Source organism: Gilvimarinus gilvus, from assembly GCF_030518155.1.
Taxonomy (GTDB): Bacteria; Pseudomonadota; Gammaproteobacteria; order Pseudomonadales; family Cellvibrionaceae; genus Gilvimarinus; species Gilvimarinus gilvus.
The window spans coordinates 90029-115021 of record NZ_JAULRU010000731.1 but is presented as its reverse complement, the minus strand read 5'-3'; the positions used below and the strand labels follow the sequence as shown (position 1 = coordinate 115021).

Here is a 24993-nt window from a genome sequence, read left to right as displayed (position 1 = left end):
AGCCATACTAAAATAATCAATCAATGCCGTTCGGACAAGGCTTACGGCTGCAGAGCTGCCGACCATATCTGTTCAACTACATTGAATCCAAAACTGATGTAAAACGATATTTCTACCATTCTTCTGACAACAATCTCGAACACTTTTATGGCGGCGAAGGATTTTTCACCTTTAATATCATTCTTCTATAAGCCGCAAGGGTAGGCGCTCCGCTATCGCGCACTGCTAAGATAATGTGAATAGTCTTACCAAATGAATCTTCAGGAACTTTAATTTTAACGGCGGGAGTAGTGTGACCCTGTAAGTCAACAGCACCATCGTACGTGCTTGCCTTATTATAATACAGCCATGAGAAAACCAAAGAGTCATTATCCGGATCTGACGAGCCGTCCGCACTAAGAATAATTTCCTCTCCGGCAGTTACCGACCGCTCCAGTATTTGTCGGGTTTTATCTCCCTCTAAAATAGCAACAGGAAAATGATTTGCATCCGTCCAGTTAGGTGTTACTGACCAATCCATTCGCACAGCCAGGCTGTTATCAATATCTGGCTGCCATTTTTTGATCGCTGCGGCACCCTCCGCTGTATTGGTGTACAACGCGTAAGGTTTCAACGTTTGTTCATGGGCATACACTTCTGGAGTTTTCTCAGCCCAACTAAACAGCTTCACGCCGGTAGTCTTTTGGGCGCCAAATCTTCCTCCCCAACCACCTTGCGTTAAACTATTCGGATTGTTTAATCCTCGCGATGCAAGGTGTAAAAATGCCGGAGAATCACCTTCTGTCGCCCATTTAGAGGTAGGGTATAAACTACCGATGGGACCATGACTTTGTACATGCTCTGCCGTCCAAGCTTTCTCCGGTGCCCAACCATATACTCCGTCTGCGTTGCGAATATAGGTCACATTGGGAAATGTTTTTGCGATCCACGAGCCACTATCATCTTGCCCCAAAATATCATAAACCCTGACCTTACTGACAAATTTATCAAGGTCGCCCTTTGAGCGCGTCGCATTAACTTTCCAGAAAGCCTGAGCGATGGTATTGGCACCACCCCAGGCATTTATCCACACTGGCCTCGGATCGTCGTTTTCAACTAGCGTAACAATCAAATTCGAGCCTTCGCTGTCCTTTCCCTTCCCGGCACCTTCCATTCGCGGCTCGGCCTGCCCCGCTCTTACTATCGATCTTAAGTAATTAGGGGTCGGATACTCTGTTGAGTGCACTGTTAAATTTTCATAAACCTTGCCGTAGGCATCAATCGCTTTTTCAATTCGACTTCTTCCCCGCTCTGGACTTGACTCTACCCAGGCATGACCATAAATAATTCCCTCCAAATCATATTCATTTGATAAGAGTAAGGCATGAAGCAAAGACTGTAAGTCATCAGGATCAACGCCGCCTATATCTGTGGTAATAATGAGTCTTTGCTTTTTCGCCTGCAGGCGGACATTCAATGGGGAGCTATCATTAAGTGAAGATGGGATTTCCCTCTGCCAGTACCGCCTTTCTGTTACTTGGATAACACTTGGGGAATCAGAATTTTCATACTTAAGAGTAAATTCTCCCTCACTGTTTGTGACTACCGTTACACCTTGATTAGCCAAGCTGACCTTCGCCCCGACAATGGGAATATTAGTGCTCTCGTCTTTTACCGTACCGGTCAGTGCATTGCCTTGAGCAAAACCCGAAACTACAAGAAGGGCGACCACAGCAAACTTATTAAATAAAAACATTTGCACCTCTACATTGGAGCCAGTGGCCATCAGCCGCCGCTTTAACGTATAACTTTATGATTTATCTTTCACAGGCTTAACAATAACCCGTCGGTAACTGGTCAGTGCAGGGGTTCCATCGTCCGTAACCTCCATAATTATGTGAAAGCTTTGCCCAACAGCATCGGACGGAATAGTTACGCTAACACGTCCCTTTTCATCACCCTGAATCTCTACTTCCTTCTGGTAAGTGCCCGCCTCTGGCAGAATCCACCATGAGACCTTAATATTATCTCCATCGGGATCAAAGCTGGCAGAACCGTCAAGAGTAATGGATGAGCCAGCAGTTGGCGTTTTCATCAGTGGGCTAAGACTCTGATCCCCATCGACCGTTGCTACGGGGTTACGATTCCCACTGCCATTTTCTACCCAATCCATACGCGCTACAAAATCGTTAAATATTGCGGGGTAAAATTTCTCTTCGTACTTTCTTGAAATTTTCCCCGCTTCAATATCTTCATGGTTTGTCAGCGCGTAAGTTTCTTCGTCCGGCGTAATAGCCCATTCAAAGTAGCCACCCCAGCCGCCCCACGAGGGCCGCTCGGGATTATTCAAACCGTTGGGCAATACATAAAAGAAGGATGGAGAGTCCCCCTCAACACCATATTTATATTTTGGGTATAGCTCGCCCATAGCCCCTTTACCCTGGACGTGTTTTGCATATTCTTCCCAATTGGCTTTTCCGGTACCGTTTTGATACCGCCAGGCGCTTTCATCCCAGATGAAAAAGAGCTTTTCTTTAAACTCACGGCGCAGCCATTGATGAGCACTGATATCAAAAGGAGTACCGCTCTTGTAGCTGCGATCCTGATCGGTGATGGTGTACAAGCGTACTTTATTCAAAAAATGGGTAAGTTCTGCCTCTGTACCCTGATTTTGCAACTGCCAGACAGCCTGAGCCATAGTATTTGCCCCACCCCAGGCAAGCACCCACACCGGGCGCTCATCCGACTCGCTGGCAACATCAATCAACAATTCACTGCCAGGGGTATTGTTATCCGCACCTATATGTTCGATTCCCCTAACCTGACTGCCAACCAGAGTCACTGACCTTAAATAATCCGGGCTAGGCCAGTACCCAATGCATTGAGTCTTTTCTTGCTCGGAGAATTCCTTTTGCCCAGAGCGGCGGGAAAGCTTGGGCAAGTCTTGTTCATAAGCGTCAATGGCGTCATGTATTAAGCTGATCCACTCGGCGTTATCCCCTGCGCTGCTCCAACCCGTTGTAGCGACGATACCCTCAATTTCAAACAGATCGGCGTAAGCAAACAACCGAATGATCGACTCCATGTCATCGGGCTCGATGTGATTCGGCGATATATCGGTCAAAACGACAATACGAGGCTTGAGGGGTGTATGAGCTGGCTCAGCCAACCCGAACAGGGGGACGAAGACGAGTAGAAGTCCTAAAAAGTAATTCATAATATGCGCGACCTATTGATCGTTATTTGAATAGATACCCCCATAATAATCCCACCAATTCCGCACTTCCTCCTAAATAACACCACAAACTGCCGGGATACTATGATTATTGTTGGGTATTTGCTTATTGCTTCCCTTGCCGGATACAGTATTTTTTCCGGTACTGACGGGGCGAGCAACCATTACTAAGGCTAAACACCTCATTAAACCGACTGATGGAGCCAAACCCTGCTTCAAGCGCTACGTTGGTAATCGGCAGCGTCGTAGTGACAAGTAATCGTTGGGCGTGTGACAAGCGGTGCTGCGTCAGATAATCACCAATAGTGGCCCCAAAGGTTTGCCTAAAAAGGTTCATAGCATAGTTGGGAGTCAGCCCTACACTGTCACTGACTTGCTGAATCGTAATTTTATCGGCGTAGTTCTTCATAATGTAGCACGCCATTTGCTCAACGCTGCTAAGCTCAGATGCCGGCACAGCGAGGTGAGAATTTCCCCTTTGACTCGCCACAGGCTGACCGCTGTGCGAAACAGCAAGACGCCTTAAGCGAGCATGCATTTCCAACAGTACAATCTCTTCCAGTTCAGGCGCTTCACCGCACAAATCTCTCTCCCAACCTTTAAACAAGCTGGCATCGGTCACACTGTTGTTGCAACTAAGCTCCTGTAATAAATGTCCCTGCAATAAAGGCTGCACAAAAGGGTCAGGCAACCGCCACTGTAAGAAGGTATGCAAAGGTATGGTCGCAGCAAAATAAACGACATCATTGGAGAATTCGACAACCTGGTGAGGAATCGCGGCCCAAAACGCAGCCAACTTACCCGCCTCAAGCGTTATTTTATGCCCCCCAAACAAGTAGGTGACACTGCCCTTAAGCAGAAAATTCAGCTCAATTTCATTGTGATAATCTGGGCGCGGCATTGACGTAGGCTGCCAATAAACACAGGCCAAACCATAGGGCTCAAAGTATTTTCGGTTGGAACTAAAACGGTTTACGAACTGTGAATCAGGCATAGGCAGCAGCTTGTCTAAACGATTGGCACAACTACTGAGCAAGCAATTAATAACTCAATAAACTGCGCTCGATAAGGTTATAACAGCTTTACAGATAAGCCGCCAATTTGTCAAAAACGACGAAAACGTAACAACCAATACCATATTCCGACGAACAAAGAGCCTTTGACGCCAGTCAAACCACATGAACAACGCTACCAACCCTATTTTTTAACGTAGCACTCACGACGCCTGTCACTACAGTTCTCATTGCGCCGCCCCGTTGCCTATGACCACATCTTTCAATGAAAGTGGGTCTACGCCTTCAAGGCAACCAACGTTAACACCAAATTCAGTCGGCACACTTCTTCTTTGATGGTGAGTATAGATACCACATTCTTTGCAAAAATAATGCTTGGCGGTTTTCGTGTTCCATTGGTACAGGGTTAGAGCATCCTTACCGTTAGTCACGGTTCGATCCGCCAGAGGAACACTTACCATAATCGCGCCTTTTCGCTTACACAACGAGCAATCACACCGTCTAATGTTCTGCATTCCATTTTTAAAAATTACTTCAAAAGTAACCGCCCCACAATGACAACTTCCCAGCTTGGAATCCATTTCACTTCCCCCACTCGATAACCATGTAAATATTAGAACATTAGCCTGAAAATATCGAAATCCAGAGCAAAAAAAACGAGACCGAAAGTCTCGTTTTCGTTCTTACCAGGAGTGTATAGAAACTAAACAACCACTTCCGCCAAATTGCCCTTCGACTCCAACCAACTTTTTCGATCGGCTGACCGCTTTTTGGCGAGCAGCATGTCGAGCATTTGATTGGTATCGTCGCCGTCTTCCACGCGCAGCTGAACCAGTCGGCGCGTATCTTTAGCCATGGTGGTTTCGCGCAGCTGTAGCGGGTTCATTTCCCCCAGACCTTTAAAGCGTTGCACCCCCACTTTGCCTTTTTTCTTTTCCGCTTCAATACGGTCGAGCACACCGGCTTTCTCGCTGTCATCAAGCGCGTAGTAAACATCTTTACCCACATCGATTCGGTACAGGGGCGGCATGGCCACATACACATGCCCCGCCGCTACCAAGGGTCGGAAATGGCGAACAAACAGCGCGCACAGCAAGGTAGCGATGTGCAGGCCATCGGAGTCAGCATCGGCAAGAATACACACTTTGTTGTAACGCAAACCTTCCAGTGAATCCGTTGCAGGGTCTACACCGAGCGCAACAGAAATATCGTGCACCTCCTGGTTGGAAAAAATCTCGCTGGAGTCTACTTCCCAGGTGTTAAGAATTTTTCCGCGCAGCGGCATAATGGCCTGGTACTCGCGATCGCGCGCCTGCTTGGCAGAACCACCCGCCGAATCCCCTTCCACCAAAAACAGTTCACTGTTGGCCGGGTCATTGCTGGAGCAATCCGCGAGTTTACCGGGCAGTGCTGGCCCTTGTGTAATTTTTTTACGCGCCACTTTTTTCGAGGAGCGAACCCGCTTTTGCGCATTGTGAATACACAAGTCGGCAATTTTATCGCCTTCCTCGGTATGCTGATTTAGCCACAGTGCGAAAGCGTCTTTGGCAATACCGGAGACAAAAGCCGCCGCCTCGCGCGAACTTAAACGCTCTTTGGTTTGCCCGGAAAATTGCGGGTCCGACAATTTGGAGGAAAGTACATAACTGCAGTTGGCCCACACATCCTCCGGCGCCAATTTCACGCCGCGCGGAACTAAACTGCGAAATTCGCAATAATCACGCATGGCATCGAGCAGGCCGGTGCGTAAACCATTGACGTGCGTACCGCCCTGCGCGGTAGGAATCAGGTTGACGTAACTTTCCTGGGTCAGTTCACCGCCTTCGGGCAGCCACTGTACCGCCCAACTGGCCGCCTCAGTAGAGCCTGAAAATTCACCCACAAAAGGTTGTGCCGGCAACACTTCATAACCCTGAGTATTACCACTTAGGTAATCGCGCAGGCCGTCTTCAAAATACCAGGTGTCTTTCTCGCCGGAGGTTTCGTCATTAAAGTTGACGGTTAACCCCGGGCACAGTACGGCCTTTGCGCGCAACACATGGCGCAATCGACTCACTGAAAATTTGGGCGAGTCAAAATAGCTGGTGTTGGGCACAAAGCGTACACTGGTGCCGGTATTGCGCTTGCCGCAGGTATCGATCACGGTAAGGTCGGAGGTTTTCTCACCGTTGGAAAATACGATTTGATGCACTTGCCCGTCGCGGCGAATGGTCACTTCCAGTAAGTCCGATAGGGCGTTTACGACTGAAACACCCACCCCGTGCAAACCACCGGAAAACTGATAGTTTTTGTTGGAGAACTTGCCGCCCGCGTGCAGGGTCGACAAAATCACTTCAACCCCGGGTTTACCTTGTTCCGGGTGAATGTCCACTGGCATACCGCGCCCATCATCGGAAACAGTGACGGAGTGATTTTTATGCAAGGTTACACTGAGCGTTTTGGCGTGGCCTGCCAGCGCTTCGTCGACACTGTTATCAATAACCTCTTGTGCCAAGTGATTGGGTCGGGTGGTTTCGGTGTACATGCCCGGGCGTTTTTTAACGGGGTCCAGCCCAGTGAGGACTTCAATATCTTCTGCGGAATAATTGGCCATATATTGTTTCTATGTTTCTTCGGCTTAGTTCTGTGGTTTTATCGGGCGCCGTGAGTAGCCTCAAACGCCTGAAAAAAATCGAATATGGCGGGTAAGTGCTGATCAAAATCAACAAACCCATGATCACCATCTGGCTCTACCAGCTGCCTGCAGCCCTGATATTTGGCAACAGCTTGGCGGTAGTCCAACGTTTCGTCACCGGTTTGTACCATAAGCCAAAAATTGGCGTGGCGGGTAACCGGCGATACGTCCACCGCTTTGATCTCATCAATATGAGCGGCTGCAAGGCGATAGCTATGATCGGTGTGATACGACTTCAGGTCAACACCCAAAAACTCGGGCATAAATTGCCAGGGTGCGACAGAGGGGTTAATCAATACGGCCGGGCGGTTGTAGCGCTCGGCCAGCCACGTCGCCCAAAATCCACCCAGCGAACTGCCCATTAACCATATGGGCTCAGGCTGCAAAAACTCGATAAGGGCATCGAGCTCTTCCGCCGTTTGCGCAGGGTAAGGCGTTAAATGCGGGCAGTGAAAGCTCACCTGGGGGCAGTGTTCGGTCAACCAACGCTTGGTGACTTGAGCCTTGTGGGAGAGCGGAGAGCTTAAAAAGCCATGCACATAAATAACGCAGGCCATGGCTAGAGCCTGCCGTTGTGATTTGGACGCGCCTGCCGGACGACAGTTTTATTGTCAGCCGGGCGCCGCAAGCGAGGTTTGGCCAATCCAGATAAGTATGCGGCGACAGCGCCGGGAGCAAAGTTGGCCACGGCCCTCGGCAATGGCTCCTGCTTTGCTCTAATACCGAAGGCCCATGTAAGTATTCGGGTTGTGGCTAAAAATTTGCCACTTTGCAGTGCTCGCCCTTCACTTGGAATGACCAAACCACTCTCCTCGCCCCTTGATTGGTAAATTTTTAGTCACAACAGGCTGGCTAGTACCCGGCAGAGCGGTAATCGATCACGTAGTCCTTGCCAGTAACACGGGCGATACCCGTTTCCATGCGTCCGTCCGGATACAGGTCATACCACCGATAGCCCGGCATGGCGGTATCAACGGTAAAGTCATCGCAATCGGGTTTGAATTGCACACAAGTGGATGGAGTGGCCAGCAGTTGAACACCGCCTCTGTATTCATCAAAGAGTTGGTGAACATGTCCCCAGCTAAGCGCCTTCACCTGCGAATGGCGTTCAATGACCGCAAACAACTGTTCACTGTTGCGCACAATATATTGGTCAATCCAACCACTGCCTACTGCCACCGGTTGATGGTGCAACATAACCAGCGTTGGACGATCGGCATTGGCACTGAGCGTATCATCGAGAAAGCCAAGCTCGGACGCGGTCAATTCGCCGTGCACATGGCCCGGCACGCTGGAATCGAGCAATACTATGAGCCAGGCGCCCATATCCATGGTGCGGCAAACGGGTAAGTGGGGATGATCGAGGTTGAGCATAACCTCGGTCGAGTCGTGGTTGCCTGGCAGCCAACCCTGTGGGCAAGCAAAACGCTCAAGAACCGTATCGATATAACGACGGTAGCAGTCGGGTTCTGGGGAGCTTGCGATATCGCCGGTGCACACCATGGCGTCAATGTGTGGTTGCTCGCGCTGAATCAGCTCAAGCACATCCTTCAGGCTCTGGTCAGTATTCAGGCCCAATAGGGTTTCCCCATCGGCCATTCCGAGATGGGTGTCAGTAATGTGTACCAAACGCATCGGTTTAGCGCCGGCAATCGTGGTGCTGACCTTACCCGCCATCGACCTAGAGCTTCCTTATTCCATTCGTGTTCAACATAGTTCTTATTGGTAACGATAAACGCTTACCGATTAAGACGCCAGCGAAAGCCCGGAGCAAATGTGAAAAGTATGATATTTAGCTCAAAAAACACCGATAACGACGCTTTCTATTGCAAAAAATCAGCGAACAGGAAGGGATATTTCACTAAGAGAGTGGCCATTGGCCAGGCAGTGGCGCAACCACTCGCCTAAAAAGCGATTGAACTGAGCCTTTTCATCGGCCTGATACATCTTCTGATTGGGGTAGCTGTATTTAACATCTAACCGGCGGTGGCCCTCACAGGCCATGACTTCGGCCACATTGGCGTCGTGGTATAGGCGTACCAGTAAGCGCGGAGACTGCAGCCACTCACTGGCCTCCGCATCTTGGCGAAACACCTGCACTGTGGTGGTGTAGCGCATTCGCTCGGTGATCTCAATGCGCACTTCCCAGCGTCCCTCGGCTCTTTCCACGGCGAACTCCCAGTTGTCGCGAACCTCTGATGCGGGCATCAGTTTCTGCAACAACCAGTAATTGGCCTCACACTGCGCCATATGCAGCGGGAAGTCGACTTTGTAACGCTCTTTCAATGCGATGGGTTAGCCCTCACAACGCTTAATTAAAGACTCTCTGTTGTATTGTAACCACTGCAGGGTAATTAGGGCAGCCGGATTATTCCAGCGGCCAGTAAATAGGGTGGCAAATACCTCGTCAGCCGCCAGCACATGGACTTTAATATCCTCATTTTCTTCGGCTAACCCAAATATACCACCGGCATTGGCGAGATCGCACACACCACAGTACAAGTGCAGCTTTTCGTCACAACCACCGGGGCTGGCCAGATAGTTACCGATATAATTCAGCTCTACCTGATCAATTCCTGCTTCTTCCATCAGTTCGCGCCGAGCAACCTCATCCGGCACCTCACCAGCCTCCACCATGCCGGCAACCACCTCCAGACACCAGGGGCCGGAGGCCTCGGCCATGGCGCCGATACGAAACTGCTCAACCAGAGCAATTTCATCGCGCGCCGGATCGTACAACAGCACCCCCACAGCCTCTTTGTGATAGACGATTTCACGGCTGAGTGGCTGACTCCACTGACTGTCGCGAAACAGGCGGTGGCGCAGAGTGACCTTTTCGGCGCGAAAAAATCCCCGATACAAGCCCTGCCGCGCTAAGATTTCGACATCAGCAAGAGCAAATTGTGGCGCTGTTTTCGGCATTAGCCTTCCTTACACTTTTTGGTATATCTCGGCACCCGATTCGCGAAACTCTTCCGCTTTAGCCCGCATTTCGGCTTCAACGTCAATCATACGAATGACATCTTCACCACTGTCGCTGAGACCAAAGCCGTTATCGGCAGCGTAATCGCGCACTTCCTGACTGATTTTCATGGAGCAGAATTTCGGGCCACACATCGAACAAAAGTGGGCCACCTTGGCCGAATCCTTGGGCAAGGTTTCGTCGTGATATTCGCGCGCGGTGTCCGGGTCCAGCCCTAAGTTAAACTGATCTTCCCAACGGAACTCAAAACGCGCCTTAGACAAAGCGTCGTCGCGCAGCTGCGCGCCGGGGTGACCTTTGGCCAAGTCGGCGGCGTGAGCGGCAATCTTGTAGGTAATAATACCCTCTTTTACGTCGTCTTTGTTAGGCAGCCCCAAGTGCTCCTTGGGTGTCACGTAACACAACATAGCGCAGCCATACCAGCCGATCATCGCAGCGCCGATGCCCGATGTAATGTGATCGTAGCCGGGGGCAATATCGGTGGTCAGCGGGCCAAGGGTGTAAAACGGCGCCTCGTGGCAGGCCTCAATCTGCTTGTCCATATTTTCTTTGATCATGTGCATAGGCACGTGCCCCGGACCTTCGATAAAACACTGGACATCGTGCTTCCAGGCGATTTGAGTCAGCTCACCGAGTGTTTCCAGCTCGCCGAATTGCGCCTCATCGTTGGCATCGGCCACCGAGCCCGGGCGCAGACCATCGCCGAGCGAGAAGGTGACATCGTAGGCCTTCATGATTTCGCAGATTTCCTCAAAGTGGGTATAGAGGAAGCTCTCTTTATGATGCGCCAAACACCACTTAGCCATAATTGAGCCACCACGCGAGACAATGCCCGTGACCCGCTTGGCGGTCAGCGGTACATAACGCAGCAGCACGCCCGCGTGAATGGTAAAGTAATCAACGCCTTGCTCGGCTTGCTCAATCAAGGTATCGCGAAAGATTTCCCAGGTTAAGTCTTCGGCCACGCCCTTGACCTTTTCCAGCGCCTGGTAGATAGGCACAGTGCCAATAGGGACATGCGAGTTGCGCACAATCCACTCGCGAGTTTCGTGGATGTTTTGGCCGGTCGACAAATCCATAATGGTGTCTGCGCCCCAGCGTGTTCCCCAGGTGAGCTTTTCAACCTCTTCTTCAATGGAAGAGCCAAGCGCCGAGTTACCAATATTGCCGTTAATTTTCACCAAGAAATTGCGCCCGATAATCATCGGCTCGATCTCTGGGTGGTTGATATTCATCGGAATTACCGCGCGCCCCCGGGCGACTTCGGAGCGAACAAACTCGGGAGTAATTTCATCGGGAATACTGGCGCCAAAGCTCTCACCCTTGTGCTGGCCATCGAGCAAGCCTTGCTCGGCGGCTTGGGCCCGGGCCATATTCTCGCGAATGGCGATGTATTCCATCTCTGGGGTGATAATGCCCTGACGTGCGTAGTGCAATTGAGTAACATTTTTACCCGCCTTCGCACGGCGCGGCTTGTGTTTAAGGTTAAAGCGCAATTTCGCGAGCTCGGCATTGTCCAGGCGCTCGTTGGTATAGTGTGCACTGTAATGCTGCAGTAGTTCGGTATCGCCACGCCCCTCAATCCAGGCACTGCGAATATCTGGCACACCCCGGCGCACATCAATCGCGACATTTGGGTCGGTATAAGGGCCCGAGGTATCGTAAACTCGCACCGGTAAGTTTTGCTCGCGCCCCTTATCAGTAACCGTATCGGTAAGGCTAATTTCGCGCATCGGCACGCGAATGTCAGATGTTGAACCCTCTACATGAATTTTTTTCGAATTCGGAAAAGGCTGAACAGACGCGCTATCAACCACCGCACTTTGACTGAGATGTTCAACAGTATTCTGGCTCATAAAGTCTCCTGCGTTGAGCAATGTTTTACAGAGTCGGGAAAATGATTGAGCGGGCCGGTACCGGCCCCTAGATTAAGGCGCACGCCGGCAAGCAGCGCGCGCTGCAGATAATCTTTGGCTTTTCGGCATGCACTGGCAGGCCGCTCGCCCAGCGTAAGGTAAGCGCAGATTGCCGCACTCAAAGTGCAACCGGTGCCGTGACTATTGCGGGTGCTTACTCGCTCGGAGGTCAGCTGGAAAATTTCCTGAGCGTCGCAGTAAATGTCCACGGCCTGGTCGCCCTCTAGGTGCCCACCGGTAAGCAGCACTGCCTGCGGGCCCAGTGTCAATAACCGAATCGCCTGCTGCTGCGCCTGCGCGAGCGTTTGCGCGGCGGGCTCGTCAAGTAAAAGCGCGGCCTCGTAAATATTGGGCGTGATAACACAAGCCTGGGGAATTAATTGGTCGCGAAGTACCGGCAGCGCGCCGGGGGCGAGTAGCGGATGGCCGCTAGATGAAGCCAGCACAGTGTCAACTACGAGCGGTAGAGGTGCGTGCTGCCGGGCATGAAACCGCAGGGCTTCAGAGACAATCCGAAGGGTGCCGCCATTTCCCAATAGGCCAGTTTTAACAGCGGCAATAGGCATGTCGGCGAGCACCGAACTTAGCTGCGCCTGCAAGCTACTGCCGGGCACCATCCAAAGCTTCTGCACACCTAATGTATTTTGCGCTGTAATGGCCGTCACAACACTCGCGCCGTAAATACCGCAGGCGGCAAAGGTTTTTAAATCAGCCTGAATACCGGCGCCAGCACCAGAGTCGCTGCCGGCGATAGTGAGCGCTGCAGGAGTATGAGGCGTTATTGCAGGGGGGGCTTGCGACATTGTTGGCTCCGCGGGGAAATACAGGAACCAGAGCTAGCCGCAAAGCTGCTATACCGGCCGGAGGCCACGTACAGCGGATACAGTGATTGGGCAGAAATTGATAAATCTACTGATATCATTGCTGGCTCTCGTTCCCTACGCCGGCATTAACCGGATCAGGTCGACGGGACTCTCTCAGCCTCGAAAATCGAAGCACCCCGACAAGAATGCAAGCAGTCTAGAGAACTCTGCAGACACTGTAAAGCAAACGATTTACGGTTTTTTACTCCAAAACCGCGAAAATGAATAAGCATTCACCTGTACCTTAGGGGCACAAATCGCTACACTCTTGCACTGACTAAGGCGCCGGGCCGCACACCGATGCAACTTTTTTATGAGCCTCTGCGTCCTACTAATAGCGGGCAATACATATAGGGCTCGCCTGTCGCCCATTTATGGAAGTACCACCACTGGGAAAATACATGAAAATCATGAAACGCTACCTTCTGGCTGCCCTGATTGCTGCAAGCGGCAGCGCTCAGGCCAACTCCATCCTGGATATTTATAATTTGGCGCTGGAAAACGACCCTCAGTTAAAAGCTGACCGGGCGGCCTTCCAGGCCGGGCTTGAAAACAAAACCATTGGCCGCGCGGGTCTGTTGCCACAAATAAATGCCGGCGCCAGCTATACAGTGAGCGAGTCCGACTCTAGCGCCACCATCAGTAACGGCGTGATTGTTGATGAGGGCTCCGCCACCACGGAAAGTAACGTCACCAGCTGGAACGTGAGTCTGGATCAGGCCTTAATTGACCTCAATGCCTGGCATACTTACCAACAGGGTATCGCTCTCAGTGAGCAGGCACAGGCGCAATACTCTGCCGACCAACAAAGCTTGATCGTGCGTGTTGCCGAAGCCTACTTCAACGTGCTGCGCGCCATTGATAACTTAGAAGCAACCATTGCCGAAGAAAAAGCGTTGGAACAACAACTTGAACAAACCAAGCAGCGCTTCGAAGTGGGCCTAACCCCCATTACCGATGTGCACGATGCGCAAGCCGCTTACGACAGCGCACAAGCCGCCACCCTGGAAGGCCGCGGCCAATTGGGTATCCGCTATGAAGCGCTGGAAGTGTTGACCGGTCAGTCACACGATGCCATCGCGCCTTTAAGTGATGAGTTTCCGGTGGTGCCACCAAGCCCGGCCAACCGCCATGATTGGGTGACTTTCGCCTTAGAAAACAACTTTATTCTTAAAGCTTCAGGCGCTGCCGCCGCTGCCGCCGAAGAGCAGGCCAAAGCCGCCCGGGCCAACCACTTACCGACCTTGAGCGCTTCGGCCAGTTATTCTGAAAGCGAAACCGAAAGAGATATTGAAAGTAATCCATTCAATTATTCGGACAGCGAAGGCCACTCGTTTGGCGTTAGTTTACGTGTGCCACTGTTTAGCGGTTTGCGCACGTCGGGCTCGCGTCGCCAGGCGTACGCCCGCTCAATGCAAGCCGATGAGAACTTTAATTTTCAACAGCGCAATGTAATTCAAAATACCCGCTCGCTGCACTTGGCGGTTGAAACTGGGGTTGCGCGAGTTAAGGCCCGCAAACAAGCGATTGTTTCCAATGAAAGTGCCGTTCGGGCAACCCAATCTGGCTTTGAAGTCGGCACTCGCAACCTGGTTGAAGTGCTGCTCGCGCAGCGCTCGCTTTACCAGGCACGCCGCGACTACTCGAATGCGCTGTACGATTACATCATTCAACAAACTCGCCTGCGCGAAACCGCGGGCATGCTAACGCCTGCTGATGTAGAGCGCATTAATAACTTCTTAATCAATGGAAAAATGGTGCGGCGCAGCGACTACGGTATTTAGTGCCGACTTTCATTTGACCCAAAAAAAGCAGCGTATCGCTGCTTTTTTTGTTTCCGGCGATTGCCTCTAAACAAGCGATTCGATCATCTTCAGGGTTTTGTCCAATGCGCCGCGATTAGCCTCGGCCACATTTAAAGCCGCGGCCCCCATCGATTGCGCGCGAGTGTCATCCCCGATTAACCCGACCAGCTCCGCCGTTAAACTTTCAGCGCCCTCCACCACGCGCAAAGCCTCGGCCTCGCGCAGCATGGCGGACACTCCGGAAAAATTAAATAGGTGCGGCCCGCTTAACAGAGGTTTGGCCCAGAGCGCGGCCTCGATAAAATTATGCCCGCCGACAGGTGCCAATGACCCCCCCATAAACACGAAGTCACTGGCACCATACATCAGCTGCAGCTCGCCCATGGTGTCGCCAAGCAACACATCCGTGGCAATGCCTGGTGCTGTACCACTTGTGCGACGTTCGATTTCAAAGCCCGCTCGCCGGGCCATCTGCGCTACCTGATCGAAGCGCTCTGGGTGGCGTGGCACGAGCACCAATAACAGCTGACCCGAAGCAATACCTCTTTTGCGCAGGCGAGCCAAGGTATCGAGAACAATCTCATCTTCGCCCGGGTGAGTGCTGGCCACCAACCAAACCTTACGCTGCCCTCCTAGAGTCCACTGCTCTTGCAGAGATAGCGCTTGCTCGCGCATGGATTGAGTCAGCTCTACATCAAATTTAATATTGCCGGTTACCTGAACCTTCTCTCGGTCGAGCCCCAATTGCACAAACCGCTCCGCGTCCATCTGTTGCTGAATAGCAGCGCCACCAAGACGCGACAGCATAGCGGTCGTCAACCTGGGCAATCTGGCATACCCCTTTGCCGAGCGTTCTGACAGGCGGGCATTTATCAGTAGAGTTGCCACACCACGAGCGTGACACTCAGCAAGGGTATTGGGCCAAAGCTCTGTTTCCATAATAACCAACAAATCCGGCTCGGCCGTTTTAATAAAGCGCCGAATAGCACCGGGCAAGTCATAGGGCATATAAAAATGATGCACCCGATCGCCCAGCGATGCGCGGATACGCTCGGAGCCGGTTAAGGTCATGCAGGTAACAATGAGCTCAGTATTGGGCCGCGCCAACAATTGATGAATTAGCGGTAGGGCCCCCAGAAACTCGCCCACCGACACGGTATGCAACCAGATACGGGTCTGCTGGCCGGTGATAGGGCCAATAAAACCAAAGCGCTCTGGCAAGCGCTCGATATGTCGGCGATCGCGGCGGGCTCGCCATATCTGGCGAAGCATTACCACAGGCACCGCTAAGTAGTAGATAACAGTATATAAAAGCCGCATACATCACTTACCGCAGGGAAAAGCGACAGGATAGCGACAGTGGCGGCCTAGGGAAAGGCCGCCAGCCTAACTTTGCTAGTGGTTACTGACGTTTAGCGCATTAAATACATCGCTAAAGTTGTGCACGACCGGCTCAATGTTAATTTGCCGTCCGAGCCGATGTGAGATTTCCTCAGCGCTTACCAGGCCACACACTTCATTTTGATCACCGAGAATAAGTAGGTAGTGCTGCCCTTCAAACTCGAGAATATCGAGCAGGTCCTTGATGCGGGCTTCATTGAGATCCTTGCGATGAATACCGTTAAGACGAACAATCGGCGTCATAATGTCTTTCACCGTCAAGTCTTGACGCCCCACGCCCATGGCAGATGCGGTTGCAAGCACTTTGACACTTTCAATATCACGCAGGCTGATAATACCCGACAGACGCTTGCGCGAGTCGATCACAAGCTTGAGCTTAGCGTTGGTAACATGCATCAGGTAAGCGGCATCATCGACACTAACGGCCGGACTGACAATCATAGGGGGAGCGTATTCAAAATCCCAAAACACCAACTCGGCAGGGCTGGTTAAGCTGATTTCGGGCTTTTGCACATTACTCAATTGCAGAGAATGGTTTAAACGGCAAACAGGTATACGAGGTACAGGTTTCATAGTAGAGCCTCACAGTTTTAAGCCGCCACGAGGCGGTTAAGACACACAATTTTTGCAAACTTAGGTGTGCGTCAGACTGGAGGTGCGCGGGCACTGAAACCGGAATATTTCTGCCCACAGCCGATAAGCAGAAGTGCCAACAACGCTAACGCCGTCAGCGTTACAGGGATCGTGTGCTCCACGCGGCCTAGAGTGGCGTCATCTTCAGCGCCCTCGGAGGTGTCGAACCCCACTGGAATATGCACCGGCTCGGTTAATTCCATCGAGCCTGATAAATCGAAACCGGAATTATTGATTGAGACTGGGAAGAGAAAGTTAAGCGCAAGCCACAGACACAGAACCACGCCGGTGACGTACCCGGTCATATTTTGAGCTTTCGCCCGCATTGGTTGTGCTGCTTTCAACATGTTTGGCCCGCAGTAATAGAGGCGCCCTTTTGGGGCTAGGGAAGTATCAATCCCTGCACTAAGACTGCGGGCTAAGCGACAAAGTTTCAAGACCTGATTGGGCGTTTTTGGTAAAAACCCACTGCTGTGAGTGAATTATTGTTACCAGCCCATTTCCAGCCGGATTAAATCGGTCAACAGCATCGCATTGGCGCGATGGTGAACGACCCGTGGGTGTTGACCGTAGCCGGTAAAGGGAAAGACCAGCGTTGCCAATCGCGCCTCAGAATGAGCCTTCTGGTACTGAGCGACCGCTGCCGCAATATAGCCGGGCCAGGGTGACCCTTCCTTTGTCGCATCCATACTACCCAAAGCCGCAATGATAAAAGCCTTGGGATATTCTTTATGCACCGACGCCAAGAAGTCATAGTAGGCCTGAACCCTCTGTTGGGCGGTAGGCACTGGGTCGAGCCTGTCCTCTACCAGCCAGCTATCATTCTGCAACAGGTTGATCACCACTACATCGGGCGTCCACCGGGAGAAATCCCAGCGACTGTCGTTATCACCCACGGCATTCAACTGGTCGTAAAAATCCGGCATGGTAAAGCCGAACCAGCTGATCATGATCCCGATTCCGCTTTGTGAAATACTTCGATAATCGGCATCCAGCTCACGAGCCGCAATCGCCCCGTAGGACATAAAGGCATTCTTTTCTGCCAGATTACCATCGCCGGCGCGAAGCTCGGCCATGTTCCCCATACCGCTGGTAATCGAGTCACCAAAGATCTCAATCCGGCGCGACGGTAGCGGGGGTGCCGGTAATAGCTCAGCGCCATCGTTGAGTGCAACACCCAAAAAGCGGGTAGCCCCCTCTTCACCTTCGGTGCGCTTAACCAGCGTTACACGGTGCTCTCGCTGTTCCAGGCCATCGGCAATGACATACCGCTTAGCGCCGCTGTCTAGGTCAAGCACAACAGGGTCTTCCCAGTTACCGTTAATAAAGGCACCGTAAAAATTATTGCCGGTGTCGTCATCGAGCGTTACCGCCACGGAGGTGCCGTGAAAACGGAAGTCGATACGACTGCTGGGCCAGCTCAATTCAGGCTTGTGCGGTGCAGAGAAATCAATACGTCCGCGATAGCTAAAGTGGTCGGCATCTGGCGCAAAGGTTTGCTCGGCAAAAGTGTTCACACATGCAAGTGCAAACCATCCCGCCAACAAAGCGCGTATGGGCATAGAATTCATGGCATTCTCCTTATATTGGAGGCTCATTATAGCGACTCGGAGCCGTCTTCCCTATGGGTTATTACAACCTCGGCACCACTAGGCAAACGAATGCGTGTGACCCGCACCCCTGCATCTTTTTGCAGGCGCGATGATAAGCCGTCAGCGCCTGTGATTTTCCTGCGTCTAAACCTTATTATTTTTTTAATAAACTCAAACATCCCCAACACTCCATGTGTAGGGGGCTCAATCAATGCGGGCTAATACAGAGGGGAAATAAAAAGTTCTGACAAAGGCCGCAATTGATTCGCGGCCCCTGTTATTTTCAATCGTTCAGTGAGAGCTGCGAAATGTGCACGCGCACATAACCTCGACAGGTTTGACCCGCCAGGTTCATGTGTTTTTGTGTATGCATGCGTGTCATCATCGTCGACTCACTGTTTAATCGGGATTCGGCGGGCAACTATTGCGAAATAAATCAGACAAATTGTCCGAACTAAGCAACAAATTTTGGCCACCGAATAAGCAAGGGTTAATAGTACACATTGCAGTCAAACTGCACAACGACCGATCAAGAAAAAAGCTCCAAAAATATCAGCAATGCGAGCATGGCAGCCAAAATAATAGCCATATAGATCATTTGCGGGTGGCGCAAACGCCACAAGTGCACAGTCTGCTCCCAGGCCGACAGCTTGCGCGCCCGTTTAAGCCTCGGGTACACCCATTTTTCCAGCTCATTCCTGGCAAAGAACTTAACATTTTGATTGCCGAGCGCGATTGCCACATCATCTGCAAAAATAAAATGCGCGGTATAAGCCAGCGCACCATCTTTGGCAATAGTGCTATTGCCAAAGCCGTCATCCAACACCAGCGACTCGCCCACCACGCCTAATTTAGCGCTGACAATACTGCGAAATATTTTACTGACCACCAAACTGATCAGCAGCAAAAAAACGATCATCGCGCCCATCACTGCCAGGAAACCCGAACCTAGCTTATCGTTGGTCACATACAAGTAAATCAGCAACACTGAACACATCAACGTACACGCCCATAACACGTAGATCATCCAATGGTGCCAGGGCTTTAAACCCGAGCTAATCCACATAACGCCGCTTTGGCCAGTGGGGGTTATTTCGCCGTCTACCGATAGGCTGTTAGCGTTCTTAACCGACTTAAACTTATCCAACGTTTGCTGCCGTTCTAGACGCCACGCCGCCGCAAAGCCGCCGATCAATAAAACCACAAAGAGAATTAGGGCGATGCGCTGCATTAGTTGATAGTACTCCCAGCGCTCAATATGCGCCTGCTCCAGTTGCGTTAATGTCGGCGACTGGGCGCGAGTACTAGTGCCTGAGTTCGGATCAAACAAGATAAGCTTGGGCGCATCAAAGTCATTGATCCACAGACGCTTTTGCCAAAAATGTAGGGCCAATGGATCTCCGATGCCAACTTTGGCTAATGCCTGGCTGGAAATGGGCGCTGCGAGGTCGCCACTTGGCTCTATTAACCGCAATTTTCCATCGGCCATTGCATTGTTACCGACCAACACCCAGAGCCCGGCCGCAGACGCCGCCAGTTGATGAGGCCAGCGGTATTCTCCGCCGAGATTAATGTTGTGGGTTTCCAGTACTTCGCCAAAAGTATCCTCTGCCGTAGCCAGGCGAACGACCCGGTGATTGTTGGTATCAGCAAGCCACAATTGACCTTCAGTCAAAAGCAGCTGATTGGGAAATTTAAAACCCGTGCTCTGTTGTGCCAACAACCGACCCGACGCACTGTATTTATACAGACTGTGATCCGCTGTATCCACCAGGTAAACCGTATCGCTTTGCCGGTCTATAACGAGCCGAGAGCTGCGCGCTGGCAGCTGCGTGATCTTAGCCAGACGCTCACAATTAAGTGGCAGCAATTGGCAACGATAAAAGCCGTCTTGTCGCCCCTGCGCAGTCCCGGCTGCGCTTTGCGGACCTTCACTGATGCGCAGAAATGCCCGCAAATTCTGCCATACTGAGCGCTGCGCTGCCCGGTGCAAAACCAGCAGATCGCCGTTGGCAAAAAAGTCATAATCTGCCACAGGATGCAGATCTACCGCGGCCAAATCCAGTGATCGGCCTTCGCGACCATTGGCATCCAGCCAAACCCAATGCCGATCAAAATTTACCGTCATTTGACCGCGGTCTAACTTTAAAAAACCGTAACCGACAAGTCGCGCTTGCTCACCCCCAGCCCATAGATAGAGACCGCCGATAAATACAAAAGCAACAATGATAAGTGCGGCGGCTATGCGTGATTTTCCTGTCAAGGTGATTCCTCCGTTGTTGAGCAGGCGCTATGTTAACCAACCAGAACTTGCGTGTCAGGGCAAATACAGCAAAAGTGAGCCGTAACCGATATAATGGTCGCAACTCACTTTAAGTGTTGCTTTGTGGCAACCGCAACCGACCTGGTTACTCACTTTTCATGTCCGCTTCACCTGAAAACAACACTGACGTCAACTTGGATGTCGCCATTATCGGCGGTGGCATAGCCGGGCTCTGGCTACTCGAACGTTTGCGCCGCTCGGGCTATCAAGCCGCCCTGTTCAGCCGCGCGCCGCTGGGTAGCGGTCAAACCGTTGCCTCGCAAGGCATGATTCACGGTGGTGTTAAGTACACATTGGCCGGCAGCTTAAGCGGTGCGTCCGAAGCCATCGCCGATATGCCCGAACACTGGCGCGCGTGTTTGCAGGGACAAGGGGACGTCGATTTACAGCGCTCCCGGGTATTGAGTGATCACTTTTACATGTGGTCATCATCAACCGTGGGCCGCCTAACCAGCTTTTTCGCCAGCAAGGCGTTGCGGGGCCGTGTCGACAAAGTAACGACCAGCGCACGGCCTTCACTGTTTCAAACCGATCAGTTCAAGGGCAGCCTATACCGTTTGGTCGATATGGTGCTCGATGTACCGTCTTTGGTAAGTAACCTTGCGCAAAATAATAGTGGTCATTTATTCAGCCTGTCGGAGCAAGACCAGCTGACTCGCGAAAACAATCAAGCGGTGATAAGGCTGCAAGATGGCACCGCAATCAAGGCCCGACAGGTTGTGCTCACTGCCGGCAAGGGCAACGCCGAGTGCTTGCATGCGCTCGGCTGTGACAAGCCCGAACAACAACTGCGCCCGCTGCGCCAACTGGTTGTGCGTCATCGCCACCCACACGCTTTTTACGGCCACTGCCTGGGCGCCGATAAAACCCCGCGTCTGACTATCTCAAGCCACCCGAACTCAAACGGTGAAATGGTTTGGTACCTAGGCGGTAGCCTGGCCGAAGACGGCGCGAAGCTGACGGATGAACAATTAGTGGCTAGCGGGCGACGGGAATTAGAGCATTTGTTTCCCTGGCTGGATTTTAGTGAGGCGACCTTCAGCACACTATTTATCGAGCGGGCCGAGCCACGCCAGCCTGGTCTGGTGCGGCCAGACCAGGCCTATGCCGAACCAGCCCCCGGTATAGACAATACATTGGTCGCCTGGCCGACCAAACTCACGCTTGTACCCAATATGGCGCAGCAGGTTTTGGCTCATCTGACACCACCGCAGACCTCGAGCGATGGGTTAGAAAAATTACGTGCCAAACTGTCTGCGCCGCAAATAGCCTCACTACCCTGGGAGCGACAATGAACGGCTTTCAACACCGCCCGCTGGGCAGTAGCGGTCTGCACATCAGTGCACTGGGTCTCGGTACAGTGAAACTCGGCCGCAACCAGGGTGTTAAGTACCCTACCCAGTTTGAACTACCCAGTGATGAGCAGGCCAAAGCCCTACTGAGCCTGGCATGGGAACTGGGCATTAATTTTATCGATACAGCCCCGGCTTACGGCATTAGTGAAGAACGCTTAGGGCAGCTGCTTAAGGGAGAACACGCGCGCTGGGTGGTCGGCACTAAAACTGGGGAAGAGTTCGACAATGGCAAAAGCTGGTTTGATTTTAGTGCCAGGCACACACGCTTTAGTGTCGAGCGCAGCCTGCAACGCTTAGGGCGAGACACCCTAGACTTGGTATTAGTGCACTCCAATGGCGAAGACGTCGACATTATTGAAAATACCGATGCCTTTACAGAACTCGACAAGCTCAAACAGGCAGGGGTAATAAAAGCGTATGGAATGTCCACCAAAACGGTGGAAGGCGGTATACTCGCCGCGCGGGAATCTGACTGTGTCATGGTTACCTATAATCTGGGCCACGCCAGCGAAGTGGCGGTACTGGATGAATGCCAGCGCCTTAACAAAGGGGTTTTGCTCAAAAAAGCCCTGGCCAGTGGTCACATATGCCATACAGCGACGCAGAGTGACCCTATTCAGGCGAGCATGAATTATGTGTTTGCCCACCCGAGTGTTAGCTCGGCCATTGTGGGCACCATAAACCCGCAGCATCTATCTGATAACATTGCCAAGGCAAAGCGGAGCCTGCAGCATGACTGAAAATTCACCGGCCAGCTGGCTGGATGAGGTAAAATGGGACGACAACGGTTTAGTGCCCGCCATCGCCCAAGATGTGGCCAGCGGCCGCATTCTGATGATGGCCTGGATGAACCGCGAGGCATTGTCACTCACCGCACAAGAGGGCCGGGCCATTTACTGGTCGCGCTCGCGTGGCAAACTCTGGCGCAAAGGTGAATCCTCCGGCCACGTGCAAAAGTTGCACGAAATGCGACTCGACTGCGACGCCGACGTGGTACTGCTTACGGTAGAGCAAATAGGCGGTATCGCCTGTCATACGGGCCGGGAAAGCTGTTTTTATCGCAAGCTCGACGGCGACCATTGGCAAAGCGTCGAAGCTGTCATCAAAGATCCGGGTGAAATATACCAATGACAAACAACACTGACGTTCTAGCGGCTTTAACAAAAATATTGGCCGAGCGCAAAAAAGGCGGCGACGGCGATAAATCCTATGTGGCGAGCCTGCACCAAAAAGGCTTGAATAAGATTTTGGAAAAGGTGGGCGAAGAGGCCACCGAAACCATTCTCGCCGCCAAGGACGCCGAAGCGACTGGCGACACCAAAGACCTGATTGCCGAAACTGCCGACTTGTGGTTTCACTCGCTGGTGATGCTATCTCACCTTGATGAGTCGGCAGACAGCGTCATGCAGGAGCTTGCTCGCCGCTTCGGGGTTTCCGGGCACGACGAAAAAGCCTCCCGCTCGCAATCAAAAACCACACACCATTAATAGAGGGTATCACTATGGCTGGCATCAGCCTCTGGCAATTACTCATTATTCTCGCCATTGTTTTTCTGCTGTTTGGCACCAAGCGCCTGCGCGGCATGGGCTCGGACCTAGGCGAGGCGATTAAAGGCTTCAAAAAATCCGTCAGCGATGACGACAAAGCCGAAGACACCAAGTCACTGGAAGCCGAAGAAAAGCCCACGGACAGTGCGTCGAAAAGCGAAGATAAAACCGAAAGTCGCTGAGCAGACGGCCACTCGTGTTCGATATGGGGTTTTTCGAGCTTTTGCTAATTGCCATTGTATCTTTGGTGGTCATTGGCCCTGAACGCTTACCGGAAACGGTGCGCGCCGTAAGCCTATGGGTCGGTAGGCTCAAACGCAGCTTGCGCGAAACGCGCAGCGAGATTGAAAAGCAGATTGGCGCAGACGACATTCGCCGCCAACTGCACAACGAAGAGATTATGCGCAACCTGGAAGCGACCAAACGCGACATTGAACAGGCAATGGAGCCCGAGCGCGCAGAGCGTATGCAAAAAGACTATGGCGCGCCCACCGAAGCACCGGACCACGCCCACAGTGAAACTCCCCCGGACAATACCGAAGCATCGGCCTCTAGCAGCGAAAAGTCATGAGTGAATCTACCGACCAGGAACTGCCACTGGTACAACACCTGATTGAATTGCGTAACCGCTTGCTTAAAGCACTGCTTGTGGTCGGGGCGGTTTGCGCATGTCTATTGCCCTTTGCCAGCGAAATCTATGAGTTTGTATCGGCGCCGCTGCAAGCCTATTTACCGGAAAATAACAGCATGATTGCCACAGATGTGGCATCACCATTCCTAACTCCATTTAAGCTAACCTTGTTTACAGCCTTTGTCGCCAGTATTCCCTACGTGCTTTATCAAATTTGGGCTTTTATTGCGCCGGGGCTCTATCGCCATGAAAAGCGCCTGGCGCTGCCACTTTTGGCGTCATCGGTAGCGCTGTTTTACTTGGGGATGGCATTTGCCTATTTTGTGGTGTTCCCACTCATTTTCGGCTTTTTCACGTCTGTGGGGCCGGAAAATGTCGCCATCATGACCGACATTAGCCGATATTTAGACTTTGTTTTGAAGATCTTTTTCGCTTTTGGCGTCGCTTTTGAGATACCCATCGCCACAATTCTACTGATTCTGGCGGGCGCCATTAGCGCCGATGGCATGGCAAAGAAACGCCCCTATGTCGTCGTTGGCTGCTTTATTGTCGGAATGCTACTAACACCGCCAGATATAATTTCACAAACCCTGTTGGCACTGCCCATGTGGCTCTTGTTTGAAACTGGAATTTTCTTTGGCCGCCTTCTGCAAAAGCGCCGCGAAGAACCCGGCGCAGCCTAAGCTGCGCGGTGCGCAAAGCTCTCGATAATGGACTCTTTTTCGTCCGCCCAGCGCTTCCAACCCATTTCGTGGAAATAAAAGGCCACAGTATTGATGGCAGGCTCCACTAACGCAACGGCACTGCCTATGAGTAGGTCGCCAGTCAATATGTAGGTCACTGTAAAAGCGACAGTGAAATGCAATACTGCAAATGAAATTGTCTTAGTCATTACGGCCTCCTCATTGATCGCCAACCTTTTAGTAATAATATCCATTCTCATTTAAACAATCAAAGCAATGCTCCCAATCTAATTGATAGCTATACGCTATATTTTATTTACGATCATTGCCCAAGGCGTCAAGACAATCGGGCTTTCAACA

The 24993-nt window shown here is 51.9% G+C and carries 25 protein-coding genes and 1 riboswitch; of the genes, 8 read left to right on the top strand and 17 right to left on the bottom strand.

Annotated elements, in window-relative coordinates; all coding sequences use genetic code 11:
• Positions 1 to 145: 145 nt before the first annotated feature.
• From QWI17_RS18760 to thiD, 11 genes are all read right to left on the bottom strand, one after another.
• On the bottom strand, positions 146 to 1735 hold the full coding sequence (locus tag QWI17_RS18760; protein WP_302724059.1) for a nucleoside hydrolase-like domain-containing protein: 1590 nt from the start codon (positions 1733 to 1735) through the stop codon (positions 146 to 148).
• A 54-nt stretch (positions 1736 to 1789) separates the two neighbouring features.
• Positions 1790 to 3196 carry a DUF1593 domain-containing protein gene (locus QWI17_RS18755; RefSeq protein WP_302724058.1) on the bottom strand — a complete coding sequence of 469 codons (1407 nt, stop codon included), beginning with the start codon at positions 3194 to 3196 and terminating at the stop codon, positions 1790 to 1792.
• A 124-nt stretch (positions 3197 to 3320) separates the two neighbouring features.
• On the bottom strand, positions 3321 to 4208 hold the full coding sequence (locus tag QWI17_RS18750) for a helix-turn-helix domain-containing protein (RefSeq protein ID WP_302724057.1): 888 nt from the start codon (positions 4206 to 4208) through the stop codon (positions 3321 to 3323).
• Positions 4209 to 4454: 246 nt separating this feature from the next.
• Entirely contained in the window at positions 4455 to 4808 is a 354-nt protein-coding gene (locus tag QWI17_RS18745) for a GFA family protein (protein ID WP_302724056.1), read from the bottom strand.
• Between the two features lie 122 nt (positions 4809 to 4930).
• Positions 4931 to 6820, bottom strand: a complete 1890-nt coding sequence (parE, locus tag QWI17_RS18740; RefSeq protein ID WP_302724055.1) for a DNA topoisomerase IV subunit B — start codon at positions 6818 to 6820, stop codon at positions 4931 to 4933.
• 38 nt (positions 6821 to 6858) lie between these two features.
• A complete protein-coding gene (locus tag QWI17_RS18735) occupies positions 6859 to 7458 on the bottom strand; it encodes a YqiA/YcfP family alpha/beta fold hydrolase (protein ID WP_302724054.1) in 600 nt (199 codons plus the stop codon).
• Positions 7459 to 7753: 295 nt separating this feature from the next.
• The gene (cpdA, locus tag QWI17_RS18730; protein ID WP_302724053.1) at positions 7754 to 8578 is read right to left on the bottom strand and encodes a 3',5'-cyclic-AMP phosphodiesterase; all 825 of its coding nucleotides are present in this window, start codon (positions 8576 to 8578) and stop codon (positions 7754 to 7756) included.
• A gap of 159 nt (positions 8579 to 8737) precedes the next feature.
• Positions 8738 to 9187, bottom strand: a complete 450-nt coding sequence (locus QWI17_RS18725) for a DUF1249 domain-containing protein (RefSeq protein ID WP_302724052.1) — start codon at positions 9185 to 9187, stop codon at positions 8738 to 8740.
• 9 nt (positions 9188 to 9196) lie between these two features.
• Positions 9197 to 9823, bottom strand: coding sequence for an NUDIX domain-containing protein (locus QWI17_RS18720; protein WP_302724051.1), 627 nt, complete (start codon positions 9821 to 9823; stop codon positions 9197 to 9199).
• A 9-nt stretch (positions 9824 to 9832) separates the two neighbouring features.
• Entirely contained in the window at positions 9833 to 11740 is a 1908-nt protein-coding gene (gene thiC, locus QWI17_RS18715) for a phosphomethylpyrimidine synthase ThiC (RefSeq protein ID WP_302724050.1), read from the bottom strand.
• The gene (gene thiD / locus QWI17_RS18710; RefSeq protein ID WP_302724049.1) at positions 11737 to 12603 is read right to left on the bottom strand and encodes a bifunctional hydroxymethylpyrimidine kinase/phosphomethylpyrimidine kinase; all 867 of its coding nucleotides are present in this window, start codon (positions 12601 to 12603) and stop codon (positions 11737 to 11739) included. The genes thiC and thiD overlap by 4 nt, the downstream gene beginning before the upstream one ends.
• A 115-nt stretch (positions 12604 to 12718) precedes the next feature.
• A riboswitch (TPP riboswitch) is annotated at positions 12719 to 12813 on the bottom strand.
• 251 nt (positions 12814 to 13064) lie between these two features.
• Here thiD and QWI17_RS18705 point away from each other — a divergent pair.
• Positions 13065 to 14447, top strand: a complete 1383-nt coding sequence (locus QWI17_RS18705; RefSeq protein ID WP_302724048.1) for a TolC family outer membrane protein — start codon at positions 13065 to 13067, stop codon at positions 14445 to 14447.
• A 66-nt stretch (positions 14448 to 14513) separates the two neighbouring features.
• Here QWI17_RS18705 and waaA read toward each other — a convergent pair whose 3' ends face one another.
• The 5 genes from waaA to QWI17_RS18680 form a co-directional block, all read right to left on the bottom strand.
• Positions 14514 to 15788, bottom strand: a complete 1275-nt coding sequence (gene waaA, locus QWI17_RS18700; RefSeq protein ID WP_302724047.1) for a lipid IV(A) 3-deoxy-D-manno-octulosonic acid transferase — start codon at positions 15786 to 15788, stop codon at positions 14514 to 14516.
• 75 nt (positions 15789 to 15863) lie between these two features.
• Positions 15864 to 16442: a CBS domain-containing protein gene (locus QWI17_RS18695; protein ID WP_302724046.1), complete on the bottom strand. Its 579-nt coding sequence runs from the start codon at positions 16440 to 16442 to the stop codon at positions 15864 to 15866.
• A 71-nt stretch (positions 16443 to 16513) separates the two neighbouring features.
• Positions 16514 to 16849, bottom strand: a complete 336-nt coding sequence (locus QWI17_RS18690) for a hypothetical protein (RefSeq protein ID WP_302724045.1) — start codon at positions 16847 to 16849, stop codon at positions 16514 to 16516.
• Between the two features lie 141 nt (positions 16850 to 16990).
• Positions 16991 to 18073, bottom strand: a complete 1083-nt coding sequence (locus tag QWI17_RS18685; protein ID WP_302724044.1) for a GDSL-type esterase/lipase family protein — start codon at positions 18071 to 18073, stop codon at positions 16991 to 16993.
• Between the two features lie 550 nt (positions 18074 to 18623).
• Entirely contained in the window at positions 18624 to 20357 is a 1734-nt protein-coding gene (locus QWI17_RS18680; RefSeq protein ID WP_302724043.1) for an NHL repeat-containing protein, read from the bottom strand.
• A gap of 158 nt (positions 20358 to 20515) precedes the next feature.
• On the opposite strand from QWI17_RS18680, the gene QWI17_RS18675 reads away from it, so the two are divergent.
• Genes QWI17_RS18675 through tatC form a run of 7 tightly spaced genes read left to right on the top strand, consistent with a single transcriptional unit; the run spans position 20516 to position 24633 of the window.
• Positions 20516 to 21712: an NAD(P)/FAD-dependent oxidoreductase gene (locus tag QWI17_RS18675; RefSeq protein ID WP_302724042.1), complete on the top strand. Its 1197-nt coding sequence runs from the start codon at positions 20516 to 20518 to the stop codon at positions 21710 to 21712.
• The gene (locus QWI17_RS18670; RefSeq protein WP_302724041.1) at positions 21709 to 22512 is read left to right on the top strand and encodes an aldo/keto reductase; all 804 of its coding nucleotides are present in this window, start codon (positions 21709 to 21711) and stop codon (positions 22510 to 22512) included. The genes QWI17_RS18675 and QWI17_RS18670 overlap by 4 nt, the downstream gene beginning before the upstream one ends.
• Positions 22505 to 22903 (top strand): phosphoribosyl-AMP cyclohydrolase, encoded by a 399-nt coding sequence (gene hisI / locus QWI17_RS18665; protein ID WP_302724040.1) that lies wholly within the window; start codon positions 22505 to 22507, stop codon positions 22901 to 22903. Before QWI17_RS18670 ends, hisI begins: the two co-directional genes overlap by 8 nt.
• Positions 22900 to 23259 (top strand): phosphoribosyl-ATP diphosphatase, encoded by a 360-nt coding sequence (locus QWI17_RS18660; RefSeq protein WP_302724039.1) that lies wholly within the window; start codon positions 22900 to 22902, stop codon positions 23257 to 23259. The genes hisI and QWI17_RS18660 overlap by 4 nt, the downstream gene beginning before the upstream one ends.
• 8 nt (positions 23260 to 23267) lie before the next feature.
• Entirely contained in the window at positions 23268 to 23501 is a 234-nt protein-coding gene (gene tatA, locus QWI17_RS18655; RefSeq protein ID WP_368045371.1) for a twin-arginine translocase TatA/TatE family subunit, read from the top strand.
• A gap of 23 nt (positions 23502 to 23524) precedes the next feature.
• Positions 23525 to 23890, top strand: a complete 366-nt coding sequence (gene tatB / locus QWI17_RS18650) for a Sec-independent protein translocase protein TatB (RefSeq protein ID WP_302724037.1) — start codon at positions 23525 to 23527, stop codon at positions 23888 to 23890.
• On the top strand, positions 23887 to 24633 hold the full coding sequence (gene tatC, locus QWI17_RS18645; protein WP_302724036.1) for a twin-arginine translocase subunit TatC: 747 nt from the start codon (positions 23887 to 23889) through the stop codon (positions 24631 to 24633). Before tatB ends, tatC begins: the two co-directional genes overlap by 4 nt.
• Here tatC and QWI17_RS18640 read toward each other — a convergent pair.
• Positions 24630 to 24842, bottom strand: a complete 213-nt coding sequence (locus QWI17_RS18640; protein WP_302724035.1) for a DUF2061 domain-containing protein — start codon at positions 24840 to 24842, stop codon at positions 24630 to 24632. The genes tatC and QWI17_RS18640 overlap by 4 nt on opposite strands.
• Positions 24843 to 24993: the final 151 nt, after the last annotated feature.